The sequence below is a fragment of the Pseudomaricurvus sp. ABR4_320 genome (genome assembly GCF_056159445.1).
The window spans coordinates 1-1,770 of sequence record NZ_JBSWVF010000058.1 but is presented as its reverse complement, the minus strand read 5'-3'; the positions used below and the strand labels follow the sequence as shown (position 1 = coordinate 1,770).

Annotated in this window: 3 protein-coding genes; 2 read left to right on the top strand and 1 reads right to left on the bottom strand. The window is 43.4% G+C overall.

Translation table 11 applies throughout. The annotated features are described in order from the left end of the window. On the bottom strand, nt 1-320 hold a 320-nt coding region (locus tag ACXAFR_RS27290; RefSeq protein WP_475183312.1), incomplete at its 3' end, for a site-specific integrase. Nucleotides 321-716: 396 nt separating this feature from the next. Here ACXAFR_RS27290 and ACXAFR_RS27285 point away from each other — a divergent pair. Next, complete coding sequence (locus ACXAFR_RS27285) at nt 717-962, top strand: TonB-dependent receptor plug domain-containing protein (RefSeq protein WP_475183310.1); 246 nt, start codon at nt 717-719, stop codon at nt 960-962. A 412-nt stretch (nt 963-1,374) separates the two neighbouring features. After that, the gene (locus ACXAFR_RS27280) at nt 1,375-1,629 is read left to right on the top strand and encodes a TetR/AcrR family transcriptional regulator C-terminal domain-containing protein (RefSeq protein WP_475183307.1); all 255 of its coding nucleotides are present in this window, start codon (nt 1,375-1,377) and stop codon (nt 1,627-1,629) included. The last annotated feature ends 141 nt before the right edge of the window (nt 1,630-1,770 follow it).

Sequence of the window (1,770 nt, the reverse complement as noted above, 5' to 3'; positions counted from 1 at the left end):
CTATTGATCGTCGAAGCTGAACGAGCATTACCAACATGCTCCGTAAGAAAATAAACGGACGATTTAGACGCTTTTGTTTTAAGTTCATGAATGAAATCCACCCATTCGTCAATCCCTACGTTAAACCATTCGTTTTCGTTGGAATCTAAAAACCGAAAAAAAGCTAATAGATCGTACGCCTGGCTTTTGACCGTATTTGCAGATCTGCCTCGCTTTTGTTGAAACATTAGAAATCGGTTAATAGGCACAATCGGCAATTTATCTACGCCGTATGCCCGATAGGTAAGCATTCCGTTGAGCCACAATTCTACAATCTTCAATTGTTAAGCCTGATTTCTTCCGATGATATCGATCTCAGATTACATACTTCTGATAACTGTGTATACAGAGTGATAGGACGCCACATAGATTACATAAGTAACACCAATTATCTTATGTCCGATATTAAATAGTATCGGACATATTATATATATTGATGTAGATCGCCCATACTCAGACTGCCATATAATTGCTGTCGGTTCTTCCGGTAAATTACACGAATCCTGAAAACGCTATGGGTAAACACAGATAACAATATGAATATGCATGTATCAGCTTCCTTCCTTCTTATGTAAATCGGAATAAGCGCCGTTTGTCAGGCTCTTGATGATTCCCAGGCACCCCAAAATAGTATTGAGACCGTAACCGTTACCGCGCAAAAGATTGAGCGCTCATTATTGGAGACGCCTGCAGCGTTATCGGTTGCTATTGGCGGTGATTCATTACAGGCACAGACCAAACTGCAATTGGATGAAGTTCTTGGCGTCGTGCCAGGCGTCTATACACAGGATCTCTATAATTTTGCTCAAAATTTGCGCATCTCGATTCGAGGCTTTGGCGCTCGTGGTTTACAGCTTCAGGTTTTGCGCGGTCCTGCATCTGTGCAATATGGTAACGGTGCTGGTGGCGTTTTCGCTCCTTGACCATGGTAACCACCTGGTTAGATCTTCCTGCTGCACAAGATCCTGGTGGTCTAAACCTTAGCCAAGTTATAGCTGGCCCTGGAACGACCTTTACGAAACTATGCGACCTTACATTCCCGCAAGTGCCTACCCTGCTCCGTTGGAAGGAGAGATAGAAACACCGACCCGCTTTGATTTCAGCCGCCGGGATAGTTTAGGTGTAATATTCCGAGACATTCCGACAACAATTAAAGAAACGTTTGAGTTTCTGGATTCTAAACCATTTTCCAAATAGATCGTGCGCCCGGGTTAAAACCACACCGCCACTATGCCAGTAAATTGGAGCTGTTCGGGGATGCGGTCAACAAAGCTTCGGAACCGTATGGTGAGCGACTTGCTAAGTTAAGCACATCCTCATACCTTCGCAACCCACATGCGACAGCAACCGGGAGTAAACCGGGAATTTATTCGACTACTTGTCAGCGAAGCCAATCACAAAGCGGAGATCTGTCAGAACGCTCGCGAGAGGATGAATCAAAAAACCGTAGCTAAGTTGAAGCCCTTCTTTCAGATATTAATTAGAGAAAAGAAACTTGCCATCAAAGATCCGGAGAGTGCTATATGGACATTATTTATCATTTCCATTGGCGGCATGCGAGTACTGTTTAATATTGACTTAACCTCGTAGAACGAACAGCAGTGCTGGCAAGAAGATTTTTCGATTTATTGACGGGGCTTGGGTCTGAACCCCGAACTGCTGACTAAATATCAATCAGACAAAGCTATTGCTAATACTATATTCGCATACTTCTAACGAATTACTTACTTT